The following is a 24,981-nucleotide window of genomic DNA, read 5'->3' as shown; positions in this document are numbered from 1 at the left end:
ACTAGCGCGCTGGCCCTGTCGACGCCCGTTACATCAAGGTAAGCGCCATCAGAGGATGCGTGGCGGGCGCCTGCTGGCGGCAGGCGGTTCGCCGCCAGCGGTGCAAGTGGTGGAATCGTTGCTGGAGCGTACGATATGGCGATGATGTGGGGATGGCGTGTCTATTCAGCGGCGCCAGGGCGCCCTTTTTGCGAGAATAGGCGTAAGATTTGCTCTCTTGCCATGTCAAGAGCCTGTTCTGGGAGTGTATTCATCCGGGGATAGGTTCGAAGTCATGCGCTGACCGATATGCCGTGCTTCCCATTGCCATGCATGGCGCCACTTGGCCGGGTCCGTGCGCTTTACAGAGCACGGGCGCTGAGAAGGAAGTCCGCATGCATATGATCTGGAAGTTTTTCAATCCCCGGAGCTTCAAATTCAAGATGACTGTGCTCGTGGGCGTACTGGTGCTGTGCGCAACGGGTTCTGTTGCGCTCACATCGCTGTCTGTCGCGCAAGGGCAGATGGTATCCGTTATCGGCAATCAGCAATATGCCTTGCTGACCAGTGCCGCGGCATATATCGACGAAGACTTGAATGCCAAGAAAGCGCTGCTCAAGGTGCTGGCGGAAGGGCTGCCTGCGGATGTGTATGAACATCCGCAGCGGATGCAGGCATTTATAGAAAATCATCCAACCCTGCGCGAGGAATTTTTCAATCTCGTCGCCTTTGATGCTACCGGGAAACTGATTGCCAGCATGAATGACCGGCGCGTGGCTGGCAAGCTCAATTTCGCTGCGCGCGAATATTTTATCGATACCGTGAAGCTCAGGGAAGGCGTGATATCGCGTCCATTCAAGAGCCAGCTGTCGGGCAAGCCCGTTGTGCTGGTAACCGAACCGATCTATGACAAAGCCGGCAAATTGCTGTATGTAATCGCTGGCGGTCTGAATTTGCAAAGCCCGACATTTTTTGGCCAGTGGGAGCAGCTCAAGCCGGGCAAGAGCGGTTATCTGTTCATGTTGACCGACGACGGCACGATACTCCACCATCCGGACCCGGCGCGCGTCCTGAAGCGGGTGCATGATGAAACGGGCGGCGCAACCCCTTCCACCTTGGCCGCATTGCGGGGATTCGACGGTTGGACGCAAGGTAAAACCAAGCTGGGCGTGCAGGCAATTATGACGTACAAGCATTTGCGCGCGGCAGATTGGATCATCGGCGCCGTCTATCCTGAAAGCGAGGCATTCACGCCGGTCACCGATATGTATGCCAAAGTCATCATTGCTTCGTCAGGCGTGGCCTTTCTGGCCAGTTGTGCCGGCTGGATCGCGGTAATGCTGCTCTTGCGTCCTTTGGGCGATCTGGGCCGGCATGTGGCGAGCATACGCTCAGGCAATGCCGATATTGCGGTGTTTGATATCGCCCGTAAAGACGAGTTTGGAAAGCTGAGCCGTGCATTCTATGCGCTGTCGCTGCAGAGGGAAGCGGCGGAAAACAACCTCGCCGCTCTGGCGCGTACTGACATGCTGACGGGCCTGCACAACAGGCGCATGTTTGACGAGGCGCTGGCCGCGGCATTGACGCGTGCGCGGCGCGCTGGCACGGGCCTGGCGCTGGCGTATCTGGATATCGACTATTTCAAAAAAATAAATGACACATATGGGCATGGTATCGGCGATCTGGTATTGATTGAATTTGCCAAACGGCTCAAAGCTTGCGTCCGGGCCTCCGACACGGTGGCCCGCCTTGCCGGCGACGAGTTTGTCATTATTTTTGAACAACTGACGGAGCAGTCCGAGCTCGCGGTACTGGGCAAGAAAATCGTGCAAGGGATGGCCGTGCACTTTGATTGCGGCGGTATCGGTCTGCATGTCACCACCAGTGTCGGCTTGGCGTTCTGCACCCGCGGCGATACGACGGCGGGGGCATTCTTGACGGCGGCCGATACGGCGCTCTACAAGGCAAAAAGCGCTGGCCGCAACGGTTATGCCGTCACTTCCATCGGCAGCCCCGCCTTGACCGAGACGTTGTAGGGCCGGGTGCGCCGGAATGGCGGGTGGTGGCATCGCCTGTTCCGGCAGCGTCAAGGCCTGCGCTGGCCCTGTGCCGTCGGCGGCGCATAGCTGCCCGACGATGCGCGCTCTACCAGGGTAAATTCCATCAAGTGATGCGTGGCGGGCGCCGTCTCCCCGGCGCGGCGCTGGCGTATCTCGTCGATGACGAGCTTGACGGCGGCGCGCGCCATGTCGGCGATGGGCTGGTGGATGGTGGTCAGCTCGGGCCAGACGGTGCTGGCGACGGGCGTGTCGTCGAAGCCGCACACGCTCAATTGCGCCGGCACCTGCAAGCCCATGCCGTGCGCCACGGCCAGGGTGGCGGCGGCCATGTCGTCATTGCTGGCGAAGATGGCGCTGGGGTGCGGTTCGTGCGCCAGCAGCCGGCGCGCCGCGTCGAGCCCCGAACGGTAGGTAAAATAGCCTTGCGCCACCCTGTGCGGCGGCACTGGCAAGCCCGCTTCCCGCATGGCGTCCTCGAAGGCCTGGCGGCGCAGCAGGGCGGGCGTGTGCGCCGGGTCGCCTTCGATGAAGCCGATGTCGCGGTGGCCCAGTGAGATCAAATGGCGCGTCATGGCCAGCGCGCCCTCGTAGTCGTCGATGCGCACGGCCGAGACGCCGGGCGAGGGGCGCGCCGTGGCCACGGCGATGGCGGGGATGCCCATGGTATTGAGCTGCGCCAGCACTTCCGGTGAATCGCACAGGGGTGGCGGCACGAGGATGCCATCCACGCCGGCCGCCACCAGGCAATCGATGCCGGCGCGCTGGCTATCGAGGTCTTCGCAGCGTTCGAGCAGCAGCTGGCCGCCGCCCTGGCGGCACTGGTCCATGGCGCCGACGAGAAATTCACTGAGGAAGGCCGCGCTGGGGTTGCTGTATAGCAAGCCGATGCGCAGGGTGCCCGTGCGGGCGGCACGGGCCGCCAGGTTGGGCTGGTAACGCAGGCTGGCGATGGCCGCCTCGACCTTGTCGCGCGTGGCCGCGCTGACGCTGGCGCGCCCGTTGATGACGCGCGATACCGTCATGGCCGAGACGCCGGCCAGGCGCGCCACGTCGTGCACGGTGGCGCCGCTGGCCGTGTCGGCGGCGGCGTGGGCGGCATGCGCCGCCTTATTCGAGGTGGCCACCGAATTTCAGCTTGCCGCTGATGCGCATGCCGTGCAATTGACCCTCTTCCAGCTGGGCGGCGCTGGTGCGCTGCGCCGTGTCGCGCCGCGCCAGTCCCACCGACAGGATATCGAGCATCATCAGCTGCAGCAGGCGCACGATCATGGGCACGAAATTGAGGTTGCCTTCCGGGTGGTTCAGGGTCAGCAGCACGTCGGCCAGCTTGGCCAATGGCGAACCGCTGGCCGTGATCGCCAGCACGCGGGCGCCGCAGCCCTGCGCCACCTTGACGGTGCGCAGCAGGTCGGGCAGGGCGCCCGAACGGGAAATGACCAGCGCCACGTCGCCCGGTTTCAGCATGGCGGCGCTCATTTCCTGCGCCTGCGGGTCGGCAAAGAAGCTGCTGACGATGCCCAGGTTGAGCAGCTTGTGCTGCATGTCGTCGGCCACCACGCGGGCGCTGCCCACGGCCAGCAATTCAACGCGCAGCGCGCCGCGCAGCAGTTCGATGGCCGCCGTCAGCGCCTTCACGTCGAGCATGTCGCGCATGGCCAGCGCGGCCGAGGCATTATTGCCCAGCACCTTGCGCGCCAGTTCCGCGTCGGAGTCCGAAATCTCCACGTGGCAGTGCGCCACCGTGATGGCGCCGCCCGTCAGGCCGGAAGCGAGTTTTAATTTGAAATCGGCCAGGCCCTGCACGCCGATCGAGCGGCAAAAGCGCATCACGGTCGGCTGGCTCACGCCGACCCGCTGGGCGATTTCGGCGATCGGCAGGGTCAGCATGGCGTTCGGCTCTTTCAATACCCAGTCGGCCACCTTGCATTCCGATGGGCTCATGCGCCCGCGCGCCTGGCGCACGGATTCGAGCACGGGCGCGCCGGTATGGGCGCGCTTGAGCTTTTGCGCCAGGATGGCGGCGATGCCCAGAAAAGTAGGCAGTTCGGCCGTGATCAGAAACGTGGGGATCTGCGCCAGGTATTCGTTCAGGCGGCCCTTTTGCTCGAAGCGGGCGCGGAACTGCGACCGTTCGAACAAAGGCCCCAGGCGCGGCACGATGCCCCCGCCTATATAGATGCCGCCCAGGGCGCCCAGGGTCATGGCCACGTTGCCGGCGATGGAGCCGAGGATGGCGCAGAAGCAGTCGACCGCTTCCAGGCACACGTCGCATTCATTGTTCAGGGCGCGGCTGGTGATGTCGGCCGCCAGCAGCGGCGGGACGTCATGCCGGCCAGCCCGGTCGGACAGGGCGCGGTAGATCAGTTCCAGCCCGCGCCCGGAGGCGAGGCGCTCGGCCGAGACGTGCGACAGTTCGCGCCAGGCGAAGGACAGCACGTCCATCTCGCGCTGGTCGCAGGGGGCGAAGCTGACGTGGCCGCCTTCGCTGCCCAGCGCGATCCAGCGGTCTTCCGCGGGGATCATGCCCGACACGCCCAGGCCCGTGCCCGAACCAAGCAAACCGATGACGCTGTCGGCGCGCGCCATGCCGCCGCCGATCTGCTGGCGCTGGTCGGGCCGCAGATAGGGCAGGGCCATGGCCAGCGCCGTGAAGTCGTTCACCACCAGCAAGGTGTCGAGGCCCAGTGCGGCGCGCATCGCCTCGATCGAGAAGAACCAGTGATGGTTCATCATGCGGATATTGTCGTCGTCGATGGGATTGGCGATGGCGATGGCCGCATGGCGCACGCGTGCCGAACCGGCGGCGCGCGCCTCGCTGCTATCCATATATGCGGTGATGGCGTCGAGCAGCGACGCGTAGTCGTCGCAGGGCAGCACGGCGACCGCTTCCAGGTGGCCCTGGCGCGTTTCCAGCACGAAGCGGGCATTGGTGCCGCCGATGTCTGCCAGCAGGCGCGGGCCTTCACTGAAACGCTCCGCTGGATCGCTGCCTGCTACTTCCATTTTTTCATCAATTTTCATGGCGGTGCTTTGTCTCGTCTGCGTGCGTGGTCGTGGCCGCGCACTGTCGTTATGGGCAAAAACCAAGGATTTTAATTCGTATACGTGCCGCGTGCCGAAAAATGCGGGATGCCTGCGCAAATGCCTGTCCACCGTGCCAGATGGGGTGGCGCCAGCGGGAAAAACAGGCCAGTCAACTCGCCTGTCGGTACGCAAATAAAGTGTCGCAGAGTAGTCGTAGGATTACAACATAATATGTTGATATTTGTTCGTAGTATAGTTACTATGTCCCTGCTGGAAAGAATTCTGGCCAGTACATTCGGCCACGAATGACTAGATAAAAAATAACTACTGAGGAGACTTACCATGCTGCATCGCAACATGTTGAAGGCCGTGTTGAAGACACTGCCAGCTGCCATCGTCTTGGCCATCGCCAGCGGTTCCGCTGCCGCCGACCCTATGTACCCATCCGATTCCGAAGGCTTCCATGGCTACCTGCGCGCCGGCGCCGGCAGCAATACCTCGGGCGGCGGCGGTTCGCAAGGCTGCTTCGGTCTGGGCGGCAATACCATGAAATACCGTCTGGGCAATGAGTGCGACGCCTACACGGAATTCGGCTACACCAAGTCCGTCGCCCAGTCCGGCGGCGTGAACTACCTGGCCACCATCTGGGTCAACGCCTACGCGCCAAATTCCGATTTCGGCGACAACAAACTGGGCATCGTCAAGGCCTATGTTGAAGCACAGGGACTCGATTTCCTGAACGGCGGCACGGCCTGGATCGGCAAGCGCTTCTACTACCGTCCTGACATCCACATGCTGGACTTGCAGTACATCAACATGAACGGCACGGGCGCCGGCCTGGACCGCATTCCTGCGGGCCCCGGCAAATTCTCGTACGCCTTCTTCAAGGACAACGACATCAACACCGTGTCGAAGACCGGCGTCGTCAGCACCAAATCGGCCGTGCGCCAGAACTTCATCTACGGCGAGATTCCCGTCAATGAAAACGGCACCCTGGACCTGGCCGCGACCTACATCATCGGCGAAGGCAAGGACAACGACGCTTACGGCCAGAAGCACAATGGCTGGCAATTGTCGGCCTTCCACCGCCAGGCGAAAGTGTTCGGCGGCGGCAATACCTTCGGCGTGCAGTACGGCGTCGGTCCTGGCACCGGCAAGGGCGCGCAGTTCGGCGCGTCGGGCGACACCAATTTCGGTTCGGACGTGAAACGCACGCGCATCTTCAATGACATGGCAATCCAGCCGATGGCCAACTTCGGCATGGAATTCGTGGCCCTGTGGCAAAAAGACGAATCGAACGCCAACGGTTCCTCGACCTGGACCTCGGTCGGCGTGCGTCCCGTGTACGCGTTCACCAACAACTTCAAGCTGGTGGGCGAACTGGGCACGGACCGCGTGACGCAAGCGGGCGGCCTGCCGGCCAAGCGCTTGACCAAGCTGACCATCGCCCCGACGATCTCGGCCGGTCCCGGCCTGTGGTCGCGTCCCGAGTTGCGCGCTTTCGTGACCTACGGCAAATGGAACGATGCGGCCACCGCCTCGGTCAATGCGTCGAACAACGGCGGCCCGATCTACAACAACAATACCAGCGGTACTTCCTACGGTTTCCAGGTGGAAACCTGGTTCTAAGTTTGCAGGCGTTGTCAGTCTCGATCAACCTGGCGCATCCTTCGCGGATGCGTTTTTGGCGCCGTCCCGTGATATAAATGCAATGTAGTCATGTCATGGATCGCGGCGCCGTCTTTACACCAAGATGATGCCCGTTTGCAAGCGGGTCTGAGCACAAGAGCGCCGGTACAGGCGCAGATTTCACCTTTTTCGGCCCCGTATGCCGAAGCCCCCTAAAAGCTTGATCAAAAAAGGAATGTGGAGATGAAACTGAAATTCAAGATTACCCAACTGGCCGCATTGACCACCCTGGCATTTGCCGGCAGCGCCTTTGCGACCGACGTGGAAGTGTTGCACTACTGGACCTCCGGCGGCGAAGCGAAGTCCGTGGGCCAGTTGCAGCAAATCGTGAAGGAAAGCGGCTTCGGCTGGAAAGATTTCGCCGTGGCTGGCGGCGCTGGCGAAAACGCCGCGACCGCGCTGAAAACCCGCGTCATTTCCGGCAACCCGCCGACGGCTGCCCAGATCAAGGGCCCGTCGATCCAGGAATGGGGCGCCGAAGGCGTGCTGGCCAATATCGATGATGCCGCCATTCCAGGCAAATGGGATGCCGTGCTGCCGAAAGTCGTCGCCGACATCATGAAATACAAGGGCCACTATGTTGCCGCTCCCGTCAACGTCCACCGCGTCAACTGGATGTGGGTCAATCCGGAAGTGCTGAAAAAAGCCGGCGTGGCCACCACCCCGACCACCTGGGATGCGTTCTTCGACGCGGCCGAGAAAATCAAGAAATCGGGCGGCATCGCGATCGCCCACGGCGGCCAGCCTTGGCAGGACGCCACCGTGTTTGAATCGGTCGCGCTGGGCGTGGGCGGCACGGAGTTCTACAAGAAAGCCATCCTCAAGCTGGACCAGAAGGAATTGACCGGTCCGACCATGCTCAAGGTGTTCGACACCCTGGGCAAGGTGAAGACCTACATCGACAAGGATGCGGCTGGCCGCGACTGGAACCTGGCGACCGCCATGGTCATCAACAACAAGGCCGGCTTCCAGTTCATGGGCGACTGGGCCAAGGGCGAGTTCACGGCCGCCGGCAAGGTGCCGGGCAAGGACTACCTGTGCGTGGCAGCGCCTGGCACGGACAAGGCTTACACCTTCAACATCGATTCGTTTGCCATGTTCACGCAAAAGGATGCGAATGCGAAGAAAGGGCAGATCGCCCTGGCCAACGCCATCATGAATCCGAAGTTCCAGTCGATCTTCAACTTGAACAAGGGCTCCATCCCCGTGCGTTCCGGCGTATCGAAGGACAAGTTTGACGCTTGCGCCCTGAAATCGATGGAAGACATGGACGCCACCAACAAGACCGGCGGCCTGGTGCCATCGTTCGCCCACGGCATGGCGCTGCCATCGGCCACGCAAGGCGCCGTGACCGACGTCATCGCCAAGTTCATGAACACCAACATGAGCTCGAAAGACGCGGTCGCAGCGCTGGCCAAAGCGGCAAAAGTGAAGTAATCACGACGGCGCCGGCACTCTCGCCGGCGCCCGCTGCATCGCATGCATCGCAGGCGTCCGCCCTGGCTTCGGCCAGGCCGGCGCCACACGCAGTTCTACTTCTACGGCTGTCCTATGTCCATACGCAAGCAATTCGACCGATGGATACCGCAGATGGTGCTGGGCCCCACGCTCATCGCCAGCTTGGTATTCGTCTATGGTTTTATCTTTTTGACCGGTTGGCTGTCGCTGACCGAATCGCGGCTGATGCCGAACTACGAGTTCGCCGGCCTGGTGCAATATTACGAGCTGTTCGACAACGAGCGCTGGTGGACCTCGCTCAAGAACCTCGGCATCTTCGGTGTCCTGTTCATCGGTTGCAGCATCGCCATCGGCCTGTTCCTGGCCATCCTGCTGGACCAGAAAATCCGCGCCGAAGGCGCGCTGCGCGCCATCTATCTGTATCCGATGGCGCTGTCCTTCATCGTCACCGGCACGGCCTGGAAATGGATGCTCAATCCCAGCCTGGGCCTGGAAAAGGTCATGCACGACTGGGGCTGGACCTCGTTTACCTTCGACTGGCTGGTGAACTCCGACATGGCCATCTACACGGTGGTGATCGCCGGCGTATGGCAGTCGTCGGGCTTTGTCATGGCCCTGTTCCTGGCCGGCCTGCGCGGCATCGATGACGAAATCATCAAGGCGGCGCAAGTCGATGGCGCGTCCTTGCCGACGATCTACTGGCGCATCGTGATTCCCGCCATGCGTCCCGTGTTCTTCAGCGTGCTGCTGATCCTCGCACATATCGCCATCAAGAGCTTCGACCTGGTCATCGCATTGACGGCTGGCGGACCTGGCAATTCGTCGTCCGTGCCGGCCATCTTCATGTACCAGTTTTCCTTCACCCGCGGCCAGCTGGGCCTGGGCTCGGCATCGGCAATGATGATGCTGGCCACCATCGTGGCCGTGCTCGTGCCGCTGATGTACCTGGAAACGCGCAGCGCAAAGGCGATGAGATGACACCTACCCGCAATAATCGACTCACCCTCGGACGGGTGGTGGTATACCTGCTGCTGATTTTGTTCGCGGTGTACTACATCGTGCCCCTGTACGTGACCCTGTCGACGTCGTTCAAGTCGCTCGACGAGATCCGCAGCGGCAACCTGCTGGCACTGCCGCACGTGTGGCAGTTCGATTCCTGGGCCAAGGCCTGGTCGTCGGCCTGCACGGGCGTCACCTGCGACGGCATGCAGCCGTTCTTCTGGAACTCGATCAAGATGGTGATTCCCGCCGTGCTGATCTCGACCTTCCTGGGCGCCTTCAACGGCTATGTGTTCGCGCACTGGCGCTTCCGTGGTTCGGAAATCCTGTTTGCCGCCTTGCTGGTGGGCTGCTTCATTCCATTCCAGGTGGTGATCTTGCCGATGGCGCGTTTGCTCGGTGAATTCGGCCTGGCCAATACGACTACCGGCCTCGTTTTCGTGCACGTGGTGTACGGCACGGCCTTCACGACCCTGTTCTTCCGCAACTATTACATCGGCGTGCCGGAAGAACTGATCAAGGCGGCGCGCATCGACGGCGCCGGCTTCTTCCTGATCTTCCGCAAGATCGTGCTGCCGATTTCGGGTCCGATTTTCGTCGTCTGCATCATCTGGCAATTCACGCAGATCTGGAACGACTTCCTGTTCGGCATCGTCTTCGCCAGCGGCGATTCGCAGCCGATCACGGTGGGCTTGAACAACCTGGTCAACACGTCCACGGGCGTGAAGGAATACAACGTCAACATGGCCGCCGCGGTGATTGCCGCGCTGCCGACCCTGCTGGTCTATCTGGTCGCAGGCCGTTATTTTGTGCGCGGTCTGACCGCAGGCGCAGTCAAAGGTTAAGGAAAGAATATGTCCAGTTTATCGATACGCAGCATCCGCAAGGTGTACACGAATGGCGTCGAAGTCCTCAAGGGCATCGACATCGAGATCAAGGATGGCCAGTTCCTGATCCTCGTCGGCGGCTCCGGCTCCGGCAAGTCGACCCTGCTCAACATGGTGGCAGGCCTGGAAAGCGTCACCTCGGGCGAAATCCTCATCGACGGCAAGGTGGTCAACGACTTGCCGCCGAAGGACCGCGACATCGCCATGGTGTTCCAGTCCTACGCGCTGTACCCGTCGATGACGGTGCGCGAAAACATCGCGTTCGGCTTGAACGTGAAAAAGGTGCCGAAGGCGGAGCAGGAAGAAATCGTCTCGCGCGTGGCCGAAACGCTGCAGATCACGCACTTGCTGGACCGCCGCCCGGCGCAGCTGTCCGGCGGCCAGCGCCAACGCGTGGCCATGGGCCGCGCCATCTCGCGCAAGCCCTCGCTGTTCCTGTTCGACGAACCGCTGTCGAACCTGGACGCCAAGCTGCGCGTGGAAATGCGCGCCGAGATCAAGCTGCTGCACCAGCGCCTGAAGGCCACCATCGTCTACGTCACGCATGACCAGATCGAGGCGATGACGATGGGCGACCTGATCGCCGTCATGAAGGATGGGGTGGTGCAGCAACTGGGCACGCCGCAGGAAATCTACGACAATCCGGCGAATCTGTTCGTGGCCGGCTTCATCGGCTCGCCGTCGATGAACTTCATCACCGTCAAGCCTGTCATCGAGGGCAACGACGTGTTTGCCGCCATCGAGAATGCGGGCAAGAGCATGCGCCTGGCCTTGCCGTTCGCCGCCGACAAGCTGCGCAGCTATGCGGGCCGCGACGTGATCCTGGGCGTGCGTCCGGAGCAGATCACGGACATGAGCAGCGCGCACGGCGACGTGGGCCAGGAACTCGGTTGCCTGATCGACCTCGTCGAGCCGACCGGTCCCGATACTTTGCTGACGACGCGCCTGAACGGCGCCGCCGTGACTTGCCGCACGCACCCGCGCGAAGCCGTGCTGCCGGGGCAGACCATGCAGCTGTCGTTCAACCTGTCGAAAGCGGCCCTGTTCGACCCGGCCAACGGCGAACGCATCGCGTAAGCGCCACCTGCAACAGAAAACGGCCCGCTTGTCGCATGACAGGCGGGCCGTTGTCGTTTACGCCGCCGCGCTTATTGCGCCAGCGATTTTTTATAGGCGATGGCGTGGCGCAGCTTGCCCTTGTCGCCGATCAGCTCATCGAACGCTTCGCGGTTGACTTCCCGCAGGGCGCCCAGTTCGCGCGCGCTCTTGCCGCCGCTGACGCTGTCGCCGGGCCGCAGCGCCACCATCGCCTGCGCGGCCAGCAGGATCGCATTGGCATACGCGGCCGGATCGCGCAGGTCGACACGCGCCAGATCCAGCGCCGGCATGCGGCGCAGCCAGTCGGCCCAGTAAAACTCGAGAAATTCCGTGGCGTGCTCCGGCGGCTCGTAGCCAATCCCGCGCGTAAAGTAGACGAGCGAGCGGTACGGGTCGTCGCCCAGCGATGCGAGACCGATGGCGGGCGGCAGCTGCCGCGGCGTGATGGCCTGGTTGCGGCCGTTCTTCAGCCACACCTTGTTTTCCGCGCGCATGCGGGTCCAGAACGCCGCGTCGTCCAGCGCGCTGAAATTGTCGCTGACCTTGACCCAGACCTGCAATTGCTGATTGCGTCCGCCATCGGCTTCCCGGAAGGCGGAAAACGTGTGGTGGCCATCGGTCAGGTACACGAGGCCGCGCGGGCCGATGACGACGGTCTTCATGTCGTCCGGGCGGCTGCCCACGGCCGCCTTGCAGCGGTAGCTGGCCGGCGGCGCGGCCAGGGTGGCGCCGGCCACGTTGGCCGTGTTGGGCAAGACGTCGCCTTGGCCATTGGCTTCGCACAGGTCGGCGAATTTCCTGGGCTTGGCGATGTCCGCGATGTGCTTTTCTTCGGCCGCATAGCGCCCCAGCTTGTAGTACACCTGGTCGTAGCCGATGGCCGGCTGGGTCGGATGCAATTCATCGAGGCGCACCTGCAGGATGCGCGGATGGGCGGCGCTGCCCGCCACGGTGGACATCAGCGCCTGCTGGCGCGCGCTGAGGGCGGGCGCGACGGCGGCATCGCGGGACCAGGCCATGCTGGCGAAAGACAGGGCCAGCGCGGCGGCGGCCCGGGGAAGTGCGGCGTGCATGCGACCTCCGAAGTGAGCGGTATGGCGTGCAGCATAGCGCGGCACGCGATTTCGCGCAGTCCGACAGGCGCATGCACTGCGCCAGATCAAGCCAGTTTCTTAAAACCACGTCTCCACTTGCAGGCCGAACGAGGTGCCGCTGGTGGCGTTGCCGTACACGGGACCGGACTCGTTGGCCTTGTTGACGGCGGCCGTGGCGGCGTCGTTCCATTTGCCGTAGGTGACGAAGGCGCGCAACTCCGGGCGCGCCCAGTAACCCTTGCCCGCCGTCAGGGTGGGCGCGAAGGTCAGCTTGGTCAGGCGCTGGGCGGCGCCGCCCGTGGGCGAGGTCACGCGGTCCGTGCCCAGCTCGAACTGCAGCTTGAAGTTGTCGTTGACGGCATACACGGGGCGCATGCCCACGGTGGTCCAGGTCGAGCTGCCGCCCGAGACGTTGGACTTGTCGCGCTGCACGATGGCCACCATTTCCGCGCTCCACTCGGGCGTCGGCTGTATCCACAGCGAATTGAAGATGCGCAGGCGCGTGACGTCGCTGCCGTTGCGGATCGAGCCCGTGGTGCCCATGCGGTCGCAGCACTGGCCGCCGGCGCCCGTGCCCGGCCCGACGCCGTACTGGATGCCGAAGGTGTTGGCGCCGCCCCACACTTTATCCTGCTTGTGCAGCACGGTGGCCTGCCAGCCGCTGTGCGAGGTGCTGTCCTTCTTGTCGGGCGTGATGAGGGTGGTCAGTACTTCCAGCGTGCCATCCTGGTTGACGGGGATGCCCTGGTAGACGAGGTTTTGCCGGATGGCCGAGTTGCCGGGCTTGTCGTTATCCTTGAAGAAGCCATAGCTGATGCGGCCCGGTCCCAGCTTGTACTGGTCGATGCCGCCGCCCGTGCCGTTCATATTGATGTATTGCAAGTCCAGCATGTGGATGTCGGGACGCATGTAGTAGCGCTTGCCGATCCAGGCCGTGCCGCCGTTGAGCGTGGGTATGTTTTTCGCTTCCACGTACATCTTCGACATGCTCAGGTCCGAATCGCTGACGGCGGAGCTGGGCGTGTAGGCTGCCACCATGATATGGCCGACGAAGCTGACGCCGTTGGGCGACTTGGCCATTTCCTTCTGGTATTCGAATTCGCCATAGGTGTCGCATTCGTTGCCGAGCCGGTAGCGCATGGTGTTGCCGCCCAGGCCGTAGCAGCTTTGCGGGCCGCGGCTGTCCGTGCTCGAGCCGAGGCCGGCGCGGAAGTAGCCGTGGTATTCGCCTTCGGCATCGCTGGCGTGGGCGGCGCCGCAGGCCAGCAGCATGGTGCAGGCGAGGGCCAGCGAGGTCTTGATCGGGTGTTGCATACAATCTCCTTGTCGTTATTAAAATGCGTGCTTGGGCACGTCGTCTACCGGATCGCTGCCGATCCAGTCGGGGCGGCCGCCTGGGCGGGAAGGCTCAGGCGGCCAGATTCTGTTTCGAGGAAATCAGGTTGCCGGGCTGGCGCCGCGTGCGCGCCACGCCCTGCGCGTCGAACAGATGGAAGGCGCTGCTGGCGGCCGAGACCGTGAATGGCTGGCCCAGCGGCACGCGGTTGTTGCCGTCGCCGCGTATCACCAGTTCCTGGCCGTTGTCCAGGCTCAGGTAGATGAAATTGGCTTCGCCCAGGTGTTCCACCAGGCTGACGACGCCCTTGAAGCGGGCGCTGCCGCCGCCGTTTTCCAGGATATGTTCGGCCCGCAGGCCCGCCGTGACGGCGTCGCCCGCCTGCAGGCCGGCCGGATCGACGAGGGCCGTGATTTCCTGGCCGCTGGCCAGGGCCACGCGCACGCCATCTTCCTCGGCCGCAATGACTGTGCCCTCGAAGAAATTCATCATGGGCGCGCCGATGAAGCCGGCCACGAAGCGGTTCGCCGGCTGCTGGTACAGCTCCAGCGGTGTGCCCGCCTGCTGGATATGGCCGCCATGCATGACGACGATCTTGTCGCCCAGGGTCATCGCCTCGACCTGGTCGTGCGTCACATACACGATGGTGGCGTTCAGCTGGCGGTGCAGCTTGGCGATTTCCAGCCGCGTCTGCACGCGCAGGGCCGCGTCGAGGTTCGACAGCGGCTCGTCGAACAGGAACAGCTGCGGCTCGCGCACGATGGCGCGGCCGATGGCCACCCTCTGGCGCTGGCCGCCCGACAGTTCGCGCGGCAGGCGCTCGAGCAGATGGTCGATCTTCAGGATGGCGGCCGCGTGGCGCACGCGCCGGGCGATGTCGTCCTTGCCGGCGCCGGCGATCTTCAGGCCGAACGCCATGTTGCGGAATACGCTCATGTGCGGATACAGCGCATAGCTCTGGAAGACCATGGCGATGCCCCGCTCGGCGGGCGGCAGGTCGTTGACGACCTTGCCGCCGATGGAGAGGGTGCCGTGCGAAATGCTTTCCAGACCGCACAGCATGCGCAGCAAGGTCGATTTGCCGCAGCCGGAAGGGCCCACCAGCACGACGAATTCGCCGTCGCGGATGTCGAGGTCGATGCCGGCCAGCACGTTCGTGCGGCCGTCGTAGGATTTGCTCAGTTGTTGCAGGCTTACATGGGCCATGGTGCACCTATTATTTGACCGCGCCGGACGTCAGGCCGCGGATCAGTTGACGAGAGAAAATGACGTACATGACGAGCACGGGAATGACGGCCAGCGACAGCGCCGCCAGCACGGAGTTCCAGTCGGTCACGTATTGCCCGATGAATTGCTGTACGCCCAGGGTGACGGTCTTGGTGCGGTCCGACGGCGCCAGGATCAGCGGGAACCACAGGTCGTTCCAGGCGGGAATCATGGTGAACACGGCCACCGTGGCGATGGCGGGGCGGATCAGGGGCAGGATCACCTGGAAGAAGATGGCGAATTCGCCCACGCCGTCGCAGCGCGCCGCATCCTTCAGTTCGCGCGGCACCTGGCGCACGAATTCGGACAGGATCATCACGGCCAGCGGCAAGCCCTGCGCCGTGTACACGAGTACCAGCGCCGTCAGGGTATTGATCAGGTCCAGCCGCACCACCAGTTCCAGGATGGACACCGTGCCCAGGCGGATGGGGATCATGATGCCCAGCGCCAGGTACAGGGTCAGCAGGCGGTTGCCCGTGAACGTGTATTCGGACAGTGCCCAGGCCGCCATGGCGCCGAACAGCACGATCAGCAGCAGCGACAGCAGGGTGACGAACAGGCTGTTGCCGAAATACAGCAGGAAGTCCGAATTGGCCAGCACCTTGTGAAAGCCCACGAGGGAAAAGGTGGCGGGCGTGGGCAGGGCCAGCGGATTGTCGAAGATGGCGGCCCGCGTCTTGACTGAGTTGATCAGGATCAAGACGATGGGGAACAGCGCGATCAGGGTGTAGCCGGCCAGGATCACGTGCACGGCGGCGCGGCCCAGGGGGCGGGTGGAAACGTTGCGCATGGCGGCCCTTACAGTTCGTAGCGTGTCAGCTTGCGCTGCACGAAAAAGAAATACACGCCCACGCCCATGAGGATGACGAGGAACATCATGGTGGCCACGGCCGCGCCCATGGTGGGGCTGCCCAGCTGGGCCTGGTAACCGAAGAAGGTGCGGTAGAAGAAGGTGCCGAGGATGTCGGTGGCGTAGTTCGGCCCCGCCAGCGCGCCTTTCACGGAGTACACGAGGTCGAAGGCGTTGAAGTTGGCGACAAACGTCAGGATGGTCACCAGTCCCAGGGTGGGCCAGATCAGCGGCAGCTTGATTTGCCAGAAGATGCGCATGGCGCTGGCGCCTTCCGCGTGGGCCGCCTCGATGATTTCCTCGGGCACGGCCAGCAGGGCCGCATAGATCAGCATCATGGGAATGCCGATGTATTGCCAAACAGAAATGAGCGCGATGGTCAGCAGGGCCGTCGATTCCTGGCCCAGCCATGGCGCGAAATAGCTGCCGATGCCCACGCCGTCCATCAGCGACTGGCCCACGCCCCACAGCGGCGACAGGATCAGCTGCCAGATGAAGCCGATGATCACCACGGACAATAAGGTGGGCAGGAAGATCAGGGTGCGGTAGCTGCGCTCGCCCTTCAGCCCCTTGAGGCTGAAGAGGGTGGCCAGCAGCAGGCCGATGGGATTTTGCAGCAGCATGTGGATGAGAAAAAACTTGCAGTTGTTCCACATTGCATTCCAGAAACTTTGCGACCATTGCGGGTCGAACAGGATGGTGGCGTAATTGGCCAGACCGGCAAAATGATGGCGGCCGCCCTCATCGGTCGTGTACAGGCCCAGGCGCAGGGTATCGGCCAGGGGCAGGGCGCTGAACAGCGAGTAGATGATCAGCGCCGGCGCCAGGAACACGGCCACGTGCCACGGGAAAGCTTTCTTCACGGCGAAACTCCAGACGAATAAAAACACCGGCGGCGGGGCCGCCGGCAAAACCGCGCCACCGGGCCGCTGCATCGCATTGCTCAGGCCGGTTGCGGGGGGAGGATGGGGGGATTACTGCTGCGGCTTGTACCACTTGGCAAAGCCGGCCTGGATCTGACGCGCCGCGTCCTTCGGCGCCAGCTTGCCGTTCAGGACTTGGGCGTTGACGTTCCACAGCTCGTTTTCCATGCTCGGTTCGCCCCGGTTGAGGATTTGCGCGTTCAGGCGGATGGTCGAGGCGCAACTGGCGCGCCAGCCGTTCATCTGCTTGGCCAGCGGATCCTTGATGGAGATCAGGTGGTTGGACAGCGAGAAGAAGCCCGTCACCTTGTTGGTGTAGATGTCGGCGAATTCCTGCGAACCGAGCCAGGCGAGGAATTTGTAGGCGTCTTCCTTGTTCTTCGACTTTTTGTTGACGCTCATGCCGATGTCCGTGTGGTCGGAGATATAGCACTTGTCACCGGCCTTGCGCACGGGCGGGTTGAAGGCGCCCAGTTCCAGCTCCGGGTCCTGCTTGAAGTAGGCGATGTCCCAGGAGCCGGACGGATAGATGGCGGCCTTGCCCAGCGCGAACTGGTTCTGGCTGTCGCCATAGGTTTGCGCGCTGGCGCCCTTGGACAGATAGCTGCCCAGCCGGGCTTCATATTCCCAGGCGGCGACGAATTGCGGATCGGTAAACCTGGCCTTGCCCGCGATCAGCGCCTTGCGGCCATCCTCGCCCTTCCAGTAATTGGCGCCGATGCTGGTAAACACCACCTGGTTCGCTTCCCACTGGTCGGCCGTGCCCAGCGCCAGCGGCGCATACTTGCCGCTCTTCTTGACCGTTTCGAGCACCTTGAAGAATTCCTCTTCCGTGGCGGGCGGCTGCAGTTTCAGTTCGCGGAAGATTTTCTTGTTGTACAGGAAACCATGCATGACGGAGGCGATCGGCATGCAGAAGGTGTCCTTGCCATCGTCCGTCTGCCACGCCACCTTGGCCGAGGCGGGAAAATTCTCCATGCCGGCCTTGCCGTCGAGCTTTTCCAGCTGGCCCCGTTTGTACAGGGCCAGCGAGACGTCGAACGGGCGGCAAGCGAGCAAGTCGCCGGCCGTGCCGCCGCTCAGGCGCGCGTTCAGCGTGGAATCGTATTCGGTGGGGGCGGTGGGCGAAAACTTGATCTCGATGCCCGGATGCTTTTTCTGGAAGGCGGGGATGAGCACCGTTTCCCACAGGGTCTTGTCGTCCACGCGCCAGCTTTCGATGGTGAGCGTGCCCGCTTGCGCCGTGCCGCTGGCCAGCAGCAGGGCCAGCAATGTGTTGCGCGCGGCCACGCCGCCTTGTGCATGCAATCGCATGATGTCTCCTTGTTGGTGTTGGTCTTGTTTGGCTGCCTGATACGCTGCAGTTGGCGGACAGTAGCATCGGGGGAAATGTGACGCCAGCTCCCGGCATTGCGCTGGCGATCGTTTCTTATCTTGTTGATTTTAAAGGATAATATTGAAATGGTCAGGTGCGCTTGCTTACCTTTCCTTACCGTCGGCCGCTGCCGTGGCGCGCCGTGCGGGGCGTCGGGCGGGCGGGGCCGACTGGACGCCGTGCAAGATGGCGCAACAAAAGCTCACGTTTCTTTACAAATCAGGTGACTAAATTACCAACCTGCTGTTTTGTAGTTGGGCTATAGTTTGTCGCGACAAGAACAAGGGGACAGCATTGAAGACGCCACCGCGCAGCACCGCCGACCGCCATGCCGGGGCCGCCCGCCGTCGCGGCGTGGCGGCACTGGCACTGCTCTCACTGATGTGGACCGGCGTGCCCGTGCGGGCCGAGCCGCTGCAAGTGCTGCACTGGTGGACCTCGACCGGCGAGCGCCGCGCGGCCGACGTGCTGGTGGCGCGCCTGGCGCAGGAAGGCGTCGAGTGGCGCGATGCGGGTATCGCGGGCGGCGCCGGCGTCGGCGCGGGCAAGGTGCTGAAGAGCCGCGTGCTGGCCGGCAATTCGCCGGAAGTCATGCAGCTGATCGGCTACACGCTGGGCGAGTGGAGCGACCTGGGCCTGCTGCTGCAGCTCGACAGCGTTGCCGCCAGCAACAACTGGCGCGCGACCATGTATCCGACCGTGTGGGGCCTGCTGCAGAACCGCGGCCATACGATGGGCGTGCCGGCCGGCATCCACCGCATCAATACGCTGTTTTACAACCGCAAGATTTTCCAGCGCCTGGGCCTGGCCGTGCCGCGCAGCTGGAGCGACTTCGAGCGCGTGGCCGCCACGCTGCGTCAGGCCGGCATCACGCCGCTGGCGCAAAGCAGCGAGGCGTGGCAAGTGGCCACCCTGTTCGAGACGCTGGTGCTGGCCGAATCGGGACCTGCCTACTACCGCGCCCTGTTTGTCGACAAGAAAGCCGAGGCGTATGCGGACCCCCGCCTGCGGCACGCCTTGCAGCGCTTGAGGTCGCTCAAGCAATGGATGGCGGCGCCGCTGCGCGAACAGAGCTGGCCCGAGATGGCGCGCCAGGTCGGTGATGGCGAGGCGGCCATGTATATCATGGGCGACTGGGCAAAGGGCGAGCTGAACGCCTGGGGCCGCGCCACGGACGAGGTCTTCGGCTGCGCTGCGGCGCCCGACACGGGCGATTATCACCTGTACAGCATCGATACGCTGGCCATGTTCGCTTCGGATTACACGCACCAGGGCGCGCAGGAAAAGCTGGCGCAGGTGGTCGCTTCGCCGTCCGTGCAGCTCGAGTACAGCCAGGTAAAGGGTTCGATTCCCGCCTTGCGCCAGGCCGACCTGTCGCGCCTGGACAGCTGTGGGCGCGCTTCGGCGCAGGCGTTCGCGCGCGGCGCCGCCTTCCAGGCGCCCAGCCTCGTGCACCGCATGGCCACCGATGAAACCAGCAAGGACGCCATTATCGCCGAGGTGCACCGCTATTTCCTGGACGAGACGATCAGCGCGGCCGACGCCCAGCGCCGCATCGGCAGCATGTTGCAGGCGCTGAATAAAAAAGGACGAGACCATGTCACGCAAAATCCTGGTCGTTGACGACGATCAAAAGACCCGCATGCTGTTGAAGGCATATTTAGAAAAGAATCAATATGAGGTCAGCCTGGCGCACGATGGCGCCACCTTCCTGGCCGAATTCCACCGCCACGTCGACAGCCTGTCGCTGGTGATCCTCGACGTGATGCTGCCCGACACGGACGGCTTTGCCCTGTGCAAGGTGGTGCGCGTCCGCTCGAACGTGCCCATCATCATGCTGACGGCCAGCTCCGACGAGACGGACCGGGTGGTGGGCCTGGAGCTGGGCGCCGACGACTACATCGCCAAGCCCTACAGTCCGCGTGAATTGCTGGCGCGCATCAAGGCCATCCACCGCCGCACGGGCATCGACGCGGCGGCGCCGCCCCGCTACTACCGCTTCGTGGGCTTTACGCTCGATACGCTGGAGCGCACGGTCACGGACGCGGACGGCGAGGCGCTGCAGCTGACGGGGCTCGATTTCCAGCTGCTGCGCTATTTTGTCGAGCATCCGGGCGATATCCTCGACCGCAGCGTGCTGTGCGAACAGACGCGGGGGCGCGATGCGGGGCCGCTCGACCGCTCGCTCGACGTGCAGGTGAGCCGGCTGCGGCTGCGCCTGAAGGATGATGGCAAGCAACCCGTGCTGATCAAGACGGTGCGCGGCGCCGGCTATGTGTTCTCGGCCGACGTCAGCAGTGCGCATGCCTGAGCGGGGCGCGCGCCGCCTGCTCGAGCGCCTGCTGCCGCCATCGCTGCTGGGCCGCCTGTCCGTCGTGATGGTGGCGGGCGTGCTGGCCACGCAACTGGTGGGTAACCTGATCTGGGCCGCGCAGCTGCGCCGCGACTCGGCCGTGGAAGCGCGCATGGCTTCGCAGCACCTGGCCCGCAGCGCCAGCAGCACCATCCGCTTCTTTCTCAGCCTGCCGGCCAATTACCGGCCCATCCTGATCCAGCAATTCCGCGAGATGGGCGGCACGCGCTTCTTTGTCAACGTCAACCAGGGCCCGCTGGCCATCCGCGAAATCGCGCCCAACGCGCTGGCCGACACGGTGGTGGCGACCGTGGGCGCGGCGCTGAAGAGCGACTTGCCGCAGCTGGCCGGTTACCGCGTGGGCTTCGCCTGGCCGGCCGACCTGGTGGTGGCCGACAGCGGCGCGCGCATCGGCGACTTGCCGGAAAACTGGGTCCAGCATATCTTGCTGCTGAAACCGAATCCGGCCCCCGTGCTGGTGATCCAGGCCGAGCTGGAACCGGGTAACTGGCTGTACCTGGCGGCGCTGATGCCGAATCCGTATTTCTTGCAAAGCAGCAACCCTTGGACCCTGGACCGGGTACTGCTGCAGGCGCTGTCGTTGGCGGCCGTGCTGCTGCTGTCCATCCTCGTCGTGCGCTGGACCACGCGGCCGCTGGCGGCCCTGTCGGATGCGGCCGAAGCGTTTGGCCGCGGCGAGACGCCGCCGCCCCTGCCGCAGACGGGCAGCCGCGAGTTCGTGCAGACGGCGCGCGCCTTTGGCGCCATGCGCGAGCGCATCCAGCGTTATCTGGAAGACCGCGAACGCCTGTTCGTGTCGATTTCGCACGACCTGCGCACGCCCATCACGCGTTTGAAACTGCGCACGGAACTGCTCGACGACGATGTGCAGCGCAATGAATTCCACGACGACCTCGACGAGCTGGACATGATGGTCAAGGGGGCACTGCAATGCGTGAAGGATAGCGACATCCATGAAAATGCCACCGAGGTGCGGCTCGACGCCTTGCTGCAGCGCATGGTGCGCGGCGCCCAACTGGCCGGCCACGAAGTGCATTACGTGGAGACGGGCCTGAGCGTGACGGCCAAGCCCCTGGCGCTCAAGCGCGCCATCGGCAACTTGCTCGACAATGCCTTGTTTTACGGCAAGACGGCCCACCTGTCCGCGCGCCGCGAAGGCGAGCACATCGTCATCCGCATCCGCGACGACGGCCCCGGCGTGGCCGAAGAGGCGTTCGCCAGCCTGTTCCAGCCCTATGTACGCCTGGAACATGGCCGCGAGCAGAATGCGCACGGCATGGGGCTGGGGCTCGGTATTGCGCGCAGCATCGTGCAGGCCCACGGCGGCGAGCTGAGCCTGGCCAACCACCGCGAGGGCGGCCTGGAAGCGACCATCCGCCTGCCGGCGCAGTAAGGCGCCGGCGGCAGCGTCAGGCCAGCAGCGCGCTGGGCACGCGCGGCGAGGACATCAGGTCGCGGAAGGCGGCCCAATGCGCGGCACGCGTCGCGCCCTGGCGCTCGACATAGGCTTTCGCCATGTCCTGGCCCAGGTTGTAATTGATGACGTACGCGCCCATGGCATCGTAGAACTGCAGGCGCTGCGCGGATTTCTCGGCCGGATACAGGCGCACGTTGACCAGCCATTCCAGCGCTTCTTCGCGCGTGATGCTGCCTTCGAGGTACTGGCGCGCGATGTCGTTGTCGGCGTAGCTCAGTTTGGCCAGCAAGGCATTGAGTTGCGCATAGCGGGGCGCCAGCGCCGGGTCCAGGCCGGCCAGCGGGTACAGCACCTGCTGTTCGAAGTCCAGCCTTTCCGCATCCGTAAAACTCAGTTCGATGCCGTAATTGGCCGTACCTTCGGCGATCAATGATTGCGGCGAATACAGCGGATAGATGCAGTATTCCATCCAGCCCTTGCCGCGCACCAGGTCGCGTTCCAGCAGCACGTTGTAGACGTGGTGGCCCGGATACGCTTCGTGGCAACCGAGGTCGACGGCGCGATCGATGTACACGGGCAAGTCCGTATTGATCTGGATCACACTCTGGTAGCTACCCTTGTACCAGTTGTAGCCGCTCCAGGGCTTGTCGGTGACGAATTCCAATACAAAATCTTCGCCGTCGGGCAGGGCGATGTACTGCAGGGTGCGCTCGCGGCCCATGCGGATGGCCGCGTCCATGACGGCGCGCAGCTTGTCGGCGGGAATGACGAGTTGCGCGCGCAAGGCGTTGACACGCGCGCTGACCGTGCCGGGACCGGGCAGCAGGGCGTCGATCTGCGCCACCAGGTCTTCGTAGTACGCACGGCTGTGATGGGGCGAGACGGCGTCGTACAGGCGAGCGCTTTCCGTATCGAAATCGAGGCGTGCGCCTTGCAGCATGTCCGCGCGCGCCAGCACGGCGTGCAACTGCTTGCGCAGGTTAAGGGCGCGCAGGCAAGGTTCGTCGGCCAGCAGGGCCAGCGCCTTGTCAGTCGCGGCTTTGATGTCGCTCAAACTCAATTGCTGTTCTACCGCTTCCTGTTGCCATGCGGGCGGGCCGTAATAGGCGTCCACGTACGATGCATCGTGCTGGCCCATGGCCAGGACCAGCTTGACGTAGCGTTCGGCCACGTCGGCAAGGGGAGGGGAGTTGCTATCGTTATTCGTCATGGCGGCAGGGTTTTTCGCGGTTGGGCAGCGCTTATTGTATAGCGCAATGGCATGCGCGTGAGGCGTGTACGCGCCACATCATTTCTCTACAGTAACTGGGGAAACGCATCTTGATATACATCAGTGATCCCGGCATTCGGCACCTGCGTCATGCGGTTTAGCCGCAAGATGACGTGTCTTCTTTTTTTATGCACCACGTGATTTTCTCCTTGATCTTTCTTCGTTTATGGACGAATATGCTATACGAGATCCGGCACTATCTGACGTCATCGGGTAGGGATTTATACACGGAATGGCTGAAACGCCAGCGCGATACTACGGCCAGGGTGGCCATAGCCCGGCGCGTGTTGCGTATGATTCCCGGCAATTTTGGCGACCACAAGTTCTGCCACGATGGCGTGTGGGAATTGCGCATCGACGTGGGGGCCGGTTACCGCGTGTATTACGCCATCGCCGGCGAACAGATCATTTTATTGCTGTGCGGCGGCGACAAGCGCACGCAGCCGAAAGATATCGAGTACGCCTGTGCCTGCTGGCACGACTGGAAGGAGAGAGGACATGAAAGAGGAACCAAGCAAACCACCGAGAGACCGCTCGCATGACGAAGCGATGGCCGAGCTGTACCGCGACGACCCCGCTCTCGCCCTTGAACTGATCAACAATATCCTCGTCGATGGCGACCATGGCGAACTGCTGGCCGTGCTGCGCCAGCTGACGCGCGCCTTTGGCGGCGTGCCCGCCGTGGCGCAGGCGGCCAAGCTCAATCCTACCCAGCTGTACCGTACTTTGTCGCCCGAGGGCAATCCATCGCTGAGCACCTTGACCGCCATCCTCGATGCCATGGGCTTGCGGCTGGCCGTGGAGCCCAGGCAGCCCGAACGTCCATTTCCCGCGCCGGCCGCCTGAGTCCACGGGGCGCTTAGAACTCCACGGGCCGCGCTTCGCGCATCGCTTGCGTCATGGCCAGGCCGATGCGCGTCGCTTCCGTCGCGTCGTGCAAGGTCAATGACAAGGTGCGCCGGCCCAGCGCCGCATCCGTGAACTCCTGCGCTTCGATCAAAAAGGCGTCGGCGAAGCGGGCATAGAAGTCCGGCGTGCATTCGTTGCGCACGCCGTGCGTATCGGAAATTTCCACCCTGTTCAGGCGCGGATTGCTGCCCACGGCCAGGCGGCCGCCCGTGCCGAACACTTCCGTCAGGGTTTCATGGCCGTGCGCCATGGTGCGCGAAGCCATGAAGCTGGCCATGCTGCCGTCGCTAAACTCGACCGTCGCCAGGCCGTTGTCGACGTCGCCGAACGTCTGCAAGCCCGTGTGGATGGCGTTGGTGCCGCTCGCATACACGCGTTTGGGCACGGGATTGCCCAGCAGCCAGCGCGCCAGGTCGATATCGTGCACGCTGCAATCGAGGAAGATGCCGCCGCTGGTGGGGGCGAAGCGCATGAAGGCGCCGCTGGGGTCGTTCTGGTCGCAGGTTTGCGAACGCACGAGATACGGCTTGCCGATGAGTCCTAGTGCGATCTTTTGCTGCGCGTCATGATAGCTGGCGTCGAAACGCCGCACGAAGCCGATCATGATGGTCAGTTGCGGGTGGCGCGCCGCCTCCGCTTCCACCTTCAGGCAGTCGGCCAGGTCCAGCGATAGCGGTTTTTCGCAAAACACGTGCTTGCCGGCGCGCAAGGCGGCGATGATCTGGTCCGCATGCAGCGAGGTGGGCGTGACGAGGAAGACGGCGTCTAGGCCGGGATGGGCCAGCAGCGCATCGTAGTCGGCATAGCCGGTGGTGATGCCGAGCTGGCTGGCGGCCCAGTCCAGTTCAGCCGGCACGGGGCTGCAGGCGGCCACGACTTCGGCGTTGGGCACGCGCTGCGCCAGGTTGATGGCGTGGCGCTGGCCCAGCCTTCCCAGGCCGACGATGCCGACTTTTAATGTTGGGGATGACAT

At 63.5% G+C, this 24,981-nt stretch carries 21 protein-coding genes; 11 read left to right on the top strand and 10 right to left on the bottom strand.

The window, feature by feature from the left end:
• Positions 1-374: 374 nt before the first annotated feature.
• Complete coding sequence (locus OX462_RS16790) at positions 375-2,015, top strand: diguanylate cyclase domain-containing protein (protein WP_409026591.1); 1,641 nt, start codon at positions 375-377, stop codon at positions 2,013-2,015.
• Positions 2,016-2,065: 50 nt separating this feature from the next.
• Here the strand turns inward: OX462_RS16790 and OX462_RS16785 are convergent, their stop codons facing one another.
• Positions 2,066-3,163, bottom strand: a complete 1,098-nt coding sequence (locus tag OX462_RS16785) for a LacI family DNA-binding transcriptional regulator (RefSeq protein WP_409026590.1) — start codon at positions 3,161-3,163, stop codon at positions 2,066-2,068.
• Positions 3,147-5,060 carry a glucokinase gene (locus OX462_RS16780; protein WP_409026589.1) on the bottom strand — a complete coding sequence of 638 codons (1,914 nt, stop codon included), beginning with the start codon at positions 5,058-5,060 and terminating at the stop codon, positions 3,147-3,149. Before OX462_RS16780 ends, OX462_RS16785 begins: the two co-directional genes overlap by 17 nt.
• A gap of 345 nt (positions 5,061-5,405) precedes the next feature.
• Between OX462_RS16780 and OX462_RS16775 the strand changes: the two genes are divergently transcribed.
• The 5 genes from OX462_RS16775 to OX462_RS16755 all read left to right on the top strand — a co-directional run bounded on the left by OX462_RS16775 (position 5,406) and on the right by OX462_RS16755 (position 11,173).
• Positions 5,406-6,692, top strand: a complete 1,287-nt coding sequence (locus OX462_RS16775) for a maltoporin (protein ID WP_083287142.1) — start codon at positions 5,406-5,408, stop codon at positions 6,690-6,692.
• A 243-nt stretch (positions 6,693-6,935) separates the two neighbouring features.
• Positions 6,936-8,189, top strand: a complete 1,254-nt coding sequence (locus tag OX462_RS16770) for an ABC transporter substrate-binding protein (protein ID WP_035817882.1) — start codon at positions 6,936-6,938, stop codon at positions 8,187-8,189.
• A 114-nt stretch (positions 8,190-8,303) separates the two neighbouring features.
• On the top strand, positions 8,304-9,188 hold the full coding sequence (locus OX462_RS16765) for a carbohydrate ABC transporter permease (RefSeq protein WP_034777935.1): 885 nt from the start codon (positions 8,304-8,306) through the stop codon (positions 9,186-9,188).
• Positions 9,185-10,054, top strand: coding sequence for a carbohydrate ABC transporter permease (locus OX462_RS16760; RefSeq protein WP_070290751.1), 870 nt, complete (start codon positions 9,185-9,187; stop codon positions 10,052-10,054). Before OX462_RS16765 ends, OX462_RS16760 begins: the two co-directional genes overlap by 4 nt.
• 9 nt (positions 10,055-10,063) lie before the next feature.
• Positions 10,064-11,173, top strand: coding sequence for an ABC transporter ATP-binding protein (locus OX462_RS16755; protein ID WP_409026588.1), 1,110 nt, complete (start codon positions 10,064-10,066; stop codon positions 11,171-11,173).
• A 71-nt stretch (positions 11,174-11,244) separates the two neighbouring features.
• On the opposite strand, the gene OX462_RS16750 is transcribed toward OX462_RS16755, so the two are convergent.
• The 6 genes from OX462_RS16750 to OX462_RS16725 form a co-directional block, all read right to left on the bottom strand.
• Positions 11,245-12,267, bottom strand: coding sequence for a ParB/Srx family N-terminal domain-containing protein (locus OX462_RS16750; RefSeq protein WP_409026587.1), 1,023 nt, complete (start codon positions 12,265-12,267; stop codon positions 11,245-11,247).
• A gap of 99 nt (positions 12,268-12,366) precedes the next feature.
• Positions 12,367-13,602: a maltoporin gene (locus OX462_RS16745; protein ID WP_409026586.1), complete on the bottom strand. Its 1,236-nt coding sequence runs from the start codon at positions 13,600-13,602 to the stop codon at positions 12,367-12,369.
• Positions 13,603-13,696: 94 nt separating this feature from the next.
• Complete coding sequence (locus OX462_RS16740) at positions 13,697-14,830, bottom strand: ABC transporter ATP-binding protein (RefSeq protein WP_409026585.1); 1,134 nt, start codon at positions 14,828-14,830, stop codon at positions 13,697-13,699.
• A gap of 10 nt (positions 14,831-14,840) precedes the next feature.
• Entirely contained in the window at positions 14,841-15,680 is an 840-nt protein-coding gene (locus tag OX462_RS16735) for a carbohydrate ABC transporter permease (RefSeq protein WP_070218105.1), read from the bottom strand.
• Between the two features lie 8 nt (positions 15,681-15,688).
• On the bottom strand, positions 15,689-16,603 hold the full coding sequence (locus OX462_RS16730) for a carbohydrate ABC transporter permease (RefSeq protein ID WP_409026584.1): 915 nt from the start codon (positions 16,601-16,603) through the stop codon (positions 15,689-15,691).
• Positions 16,604-16,714: 111 nt separating this feature from the next.
• Positions 16,715-17,977 (bottom strand): ABC transporter substrate-binding protein, encoded by a 1,263-nt coding sequence (locus OX462_RS16725; protein WP_070290747.1) that lies wholly within the window; start codon positions 17,975-17,977, stop codon positions 16,715-16,717.
• A 355-nt stretch (positions 17,978-18,332) separates the two neighbouring features.
• Between OX462_RS16725 and OX462_RS16720 the strand changes: the two genes are divergently transcribed.
• From OX462_RS16720 to OX462_RS16710, 3 genes are read left to right on the top strand one after another with little or no spacing between them, the layout of a single operon-like run.
• Positions 18,333-19,661: an ABC transporter substrate-binding protein gene (locus OX462_RS16720; RefSeq protein ID WP_409026583.1), complete on the top strand. Its 1,329-nt coding sequence runs from the start codon at positions 18,333-18,335 to the stop codon at positions 19,659-19,661.
• On the top strand, positions 19,636-20,349 hold the full coding sequence (locus OX462_RS16715; RefSeq protein WP_409026582.1) for a response regulator: 714 nt from the start codon (positions 19,636-19,638) through the stop codon (positions 20,347-20,349). Before OX462_RS16720 ends, OX462_RS16715 begins: the two co-directional genes overlap by 26 nt.
• A complete protein-coding gene (locus OX462_RS16710; RefSeq protein ID WP_409026581.1) occupies positions 20,342-21,805 on the top strand; it encodes an ATP-binding protein in 1,464 nt (487 codons plus the stop codon). Before OX462_RS16715 ends, OX462_RS16710 begins: the two co-directional genes overlap by 8 nt.
• A gap of 16 nt (positions 21,806-21,821) precedes the next feature.
• On the opposite strand, the gene OX462_RS16705 is transcribed toward OX462_RS16710, so the two are convergent.
• Positions 21,822-23,039, bottom strand: coding sequence for a hypothetical protein (locus OX462_RS16705; RefSeq protein WP_409026580.1), 1,218 nt, complete (start codon positions 23,037-23,039; stop codon positions 21,822-21,824).
• 236 nt (positions 23,040-23,275) lie between these two features.
• Between OX462_RS16705 and OX462_RS16700 the strand changes: the two genes are divergently transcribed.
• Complete coding sequence (locus OX462_RS16700; protein WP_070218118.1) at positions 23,276-23,641, top strand: type II toxin-antitoxin system RelE/ParE family toxin; 366 nt, start codon at positions 23,276-23,278, stop codon at positions 23,639-23,641.
• Entirely contained in the window at positions 23,598-23,945 is a 348-nt protein-coding gene (locus OX462_RS16695; RefSeq protein WP_070218097.1) for a helix-turn-helix domain-containing transcriptional regulator, read from the top strand. The genes OX462_RS16700 and OX462_RS16695 overlap by 44 nt, the downstream gene beginning before the upstream one ends.
• Positions 23,946-23,958: 13 nt before the next feature.
• Here OX462_RS16695 and OX462_RS16690 read toward each other — a convergent pair whose 3' ends face one another.
• Positions 23,959-24,981 (bottom strand): Gfo/Idh/MocA family oxidoreductase, encoded by a 1,023-nt coding sequence (locus OX462_RS16690; RefSeq protein WP_121669168.1) that lies wholly within the window; start codon positions 24,979-24,981, stop codon positions 23,959-23,961.

Source organism: Janthinobacterium aestuarii (assembly GCF_046113285.1).
Taxonomy (GTDB): domain Bacteria; phylum Pseudomonadota; class Gammaproteobacteria; order Burkholderiales; family Burkholderiaceae_D; genus Janthinobacterium.
This window is presented reverse-complemented; position numbering and strand designations above follow the sequence as displayed.